This window comes from Protofrankia sp. Cj3, from assembly GCF_917627355.1.
GTDB lineage: Bacteria > Actinomycetota > Actinomycetes > Frankiales > Frankiaceae > Protofrankia.
Genome location: NZ_CAKJTR010000140.1, coordinates 8,521 through 11,990, shown reverse-complemented (window position 1 = coordinate 11,990; position 3,470 = coordinate 8,521). Strand labels below are relative to the sequence as shown.

Here is a 3,470-nt window from a genome sequence, read left to right as displayed (position 1 = left end):
GGGCCATCCGGGCCATCCGGGCCATCCGTGTTATCCGTGTTATCCACTTCGTCCGGGTGGCCGAGCAGGCGTGCCGGCATGATCCGGAAGAAGGCCCAGAAAAGCACGGAGAGAACCGCGAACCCGCCGAACAGCCAGGCCGCTCGCCGCCAGACCTGCCCATCGCCCATCCCGAGCAGCCCGGAGGGGTCAAGCACCAGGATCGCGAAAAGTGTCAGCGCGACGCCACAGGTCGCGGCCCAGGCCAGGCGGCTCCACTCCCACAGCTTGCGGCCGTCCAGGTAGTGAATGGGCAGCAGGACGACGGGTGCGGCCACCACCGCGCCCGCCACCACCTGGCACAGCACGTTCTCAGTGACCGCGAGGGCGAACGCGCCCTGGCCGGAGCCGTGCCGCCGCAGGGCCGCCACCACGGGGACACGCACCAGCCACGCGGCCACCGCGACCGCCAGCATGACCAGCGCACCGACCAGCACGGCCCGCCCCTCGTCACGCGGGGCCAGCCGCCGCCCGCCCCGGGCGCGGTACTCCGCGATCAGCCCGTACACATAGCCGGGGTTGAACGCGGCGCCCCAGGACAGCAGCGCGCAGCCGACAGCCACGACAGCGGCGCCCGGCAGCACCTCCAGTTCACCGCGCCCGCCACCGGACGCCCGCCGCTGGTAGGTGTCGATGGGCTTGCTGTAGAGCAGCATGCCGACCGGGATCGCCACCGCGAAGCCCAGCACGAGCGCGACAGTCGCCGCGTTCACCCCGGCTCCCGGCTCCACCAGCACCGCAAGTGCCGTGGCAAGCAGGAAGAAGCCGGCGATGAGCAGCGGCCGCGGCAGCCGCCCGGCCCTGGCCGGGAACGGCGACGCCCAGGCGAACCAGCGGCGCAGGGTCTCGCGGTTGTGGTGGATGGTCTTGTGGAACAGCTCGGCGGCGAAGCCGACCAGCGGCAGCAGCAACACAGCCAGGCCGGCCATGGCGCCCACCCGCGCGGGGCGGCGGAAGACCTCGCCGGGAGCGGGCAGGGCACGGGCATAGCCGGAACGCAGCCGCCCACCCGCCTCGCCCGATCGATCACCCGGTTCCCCGGAACCGCGCGGGCCGCTGGTAACTGCCGTCCCCAGCCCGGCCGACCCGCCCGTTCCGCCAGGGCCACCGCCACCAGCCGCATCCGCCACGCCACCGGCCGCGGCCCCCGGCAAGCCCCCGGAGGCCGCGTCGGAGCCGGAGCCTGCGCCGGGCACGGGCTGTGCTGTCCCGCCGGTGGGAACCCCCCCGGCGTTGGTCGTGTCGGGTGCCACCACGGTCTGTATCGGCGCCCCGGCCGTGCCAGCTGCCGTCACACCAGCAGCGGACGTGGTCGCCGCGGGGCCACCGGCCGCGCTGGCCACCGGGCTGGCCGGGGTGGCCGGGGTGGTGCTGGGCTGGGGAGCCGGGGTGGGCTGGGGAGCCGGGGTAGGCGACGGCACAGGCTGGACCACGGTGAACGTCGCCGAGGCAGAGACCGCGGAACACGCGGCGGTGACCGAGTGTGAACCAGCGGCCGCTCCCATCGGTACCCGGAAGGTGAGGCTGAAGCCGCCGGAACTGACCGACGCCGTCCCCACGGCCTGGGTCCGGTCCCAGGACACGTCTACTGCGGGAACCCTCGTGCCGGTGCAGCCGAACCCCGTCCCGGTCGCTGTCACGGAAGCCCCGGCCGGCCCGGACACAGGGGTGAGCGCCATCGACGGTCCCGCGGCCGCGGCCGCGGCGGTCCGCACGGCCGCGTTGGCTGGCGGCACCGACCCCCAGCCAACCGTTGCCGCCACGCCCAGTATCGCGAGGAGCACGGCAAGCAGCCATGTCCCTGTCGGGCTCCGGCCACCAGCGACATTGCGCACTATGTGCCTTGTGTCCACGCCATCCTCCGCCCCGACAGGCCGGCGCCGCTCGCCTCATCCGCGGCCGGCCATGGGGGCATTCCTCGGCAGCCGCTGATCAGCGCTTTACGGCGTGTTTGGGAAGCCATCAGCCATCGCCGCGCGACGCACGGGTGCCCCGACTCGCCGGTCAACGCCCACCACCTCCGGCGCATCCCCGCGCCGCCTCGCGATGCACGCACCCCAGCCCCGCTCCTTGATCCACGCCCCTATTGCCGGGCGCTCTTATTGCCTGATGCGTTGCCTGGTTCGGCCGACTACAATCAGCAATATGCCAACGCGTGGCTGAACATCGAGTGACGTTACGCGATCCGGGCTGGCGGCGGGTTCGACGGAGGTGGTTACGCGGTCAACACGCACCGCCGCTAGTCTGGCCGGCAAACGATCGGCAAGGAAGGCGCGGACATGCGTACACACTTCGAGCCCGAGCAGTCCAACGAATTCGAGGCCGCGAAGGAGCTGTTCATCCGCCGCTGTTCGGTGTGGGCGGGCGAACAACAGCTGACCGTTGATCCGTTTATCCTGGATGCCGCGCTGGACTTCCGCCATTACAGCGTCGATGGACGGCTCGGCTTCTGGACCGTCGACCTCGTCCGGGCGTTCCTGCTCGACTGGATACCGCGGCAGGTGTCGGTCAGCGCGGACGACGCCGCCGATATCCCGGACATGCTGCTCACAATGCTGCGTTACCTGCACCACACCGCTCTGGATGATCCGACCGGCGACGCCCTCCCCGACATCGAGACCGCGATCGCCGCCACCGCCGGTGACACGTTCCGGCAGGCGATGTCCGACGAACGCAACTTCGGCATCGCGAAATTCTGGGCCATGCGGGCAATCACCTCCGGTATCGACCCGACCGACGAGGTCGCGATGCGGCGCTTCGCCGACAGCGCCCGCGCCGGCCGGGTCGAACACGATGATGCGATTCTCAACGACATCGTCACACGGCATCTGCGTGGTGACGGCGGGCCGCCCGCGCGCGCCTGCTCCCAGCTGCCGGTGTCACTCCCGCCGGAGCACGAGCTTGCCGCGATGGCGGAGGACAACCGGCTCGTCCGGCAGCTGCGTGCGCTCACCGACTGGGTCGGCGCCGGCCGCGCGTTGACCGCGACCGGCCAGCTCAAGCTTGTCGACGCCCGTGAGCTGATCGAGCTGCTCGGCACCGGCGACACGGTCGACCCCGTCGTCGGTGGCCGGGTCTGGCGGACCAAGAGCAGTACGGAGCTGGCCGGGCTCATCCTGGTGGTCGAATGGGCCAAGAAACTGCGGCTGATCCGGGTGGTGAAGAACCGCTTGGTGCGGGTCGCGAAGTCGCAGCCGCTGCTGCGTGCCAGCCTGGCCCTGTGGACCGCGGCGTTCAACACGTTCAACGAGCTTGCCGACGCGGTGGTGCAGCCACGGGTGTACGGCCATGCTCCGGGCATGCTCCACGACGTCTTCGACGAAGCCGTGCCCGACGTCCTCAACACCATCTACGGCATGCCAGCGCCGGTGCCGGTGAAACGCCTGGCGGAAAGCGTCTGGCTGTCCTGCCAGGCTGCCTTCGGCCTCGAC

1 protein-coding gene and 1 pseudogene are annotated in these 3,470 nt (G+C 71.3%); one reads left to right on the top strand and one right to left on the bottom strand.

Annotated features, from left to right (window positions below):
• Window positions 1–1,892 (bottom strand): FGLLP motif-containing membrane protein (locus MJ783_RS17265; RefSeq protein WP_305039502.1); only part of this gene is annotated, 1,892 nt, incomplete at its 3' end.
• A gap of 426 nt (window positions 1,893–2,318) precedes the next feature.
• On the opposite strand from MJ783_RS17265, the pseudogene MJ783_RS17260 reads away from it, so the two are divergent.
• Window positions 2,319–3,470: pseudogene (locus MJ783_RS17260) on the top strand (hypothetical protein); the annotation flags it as partial.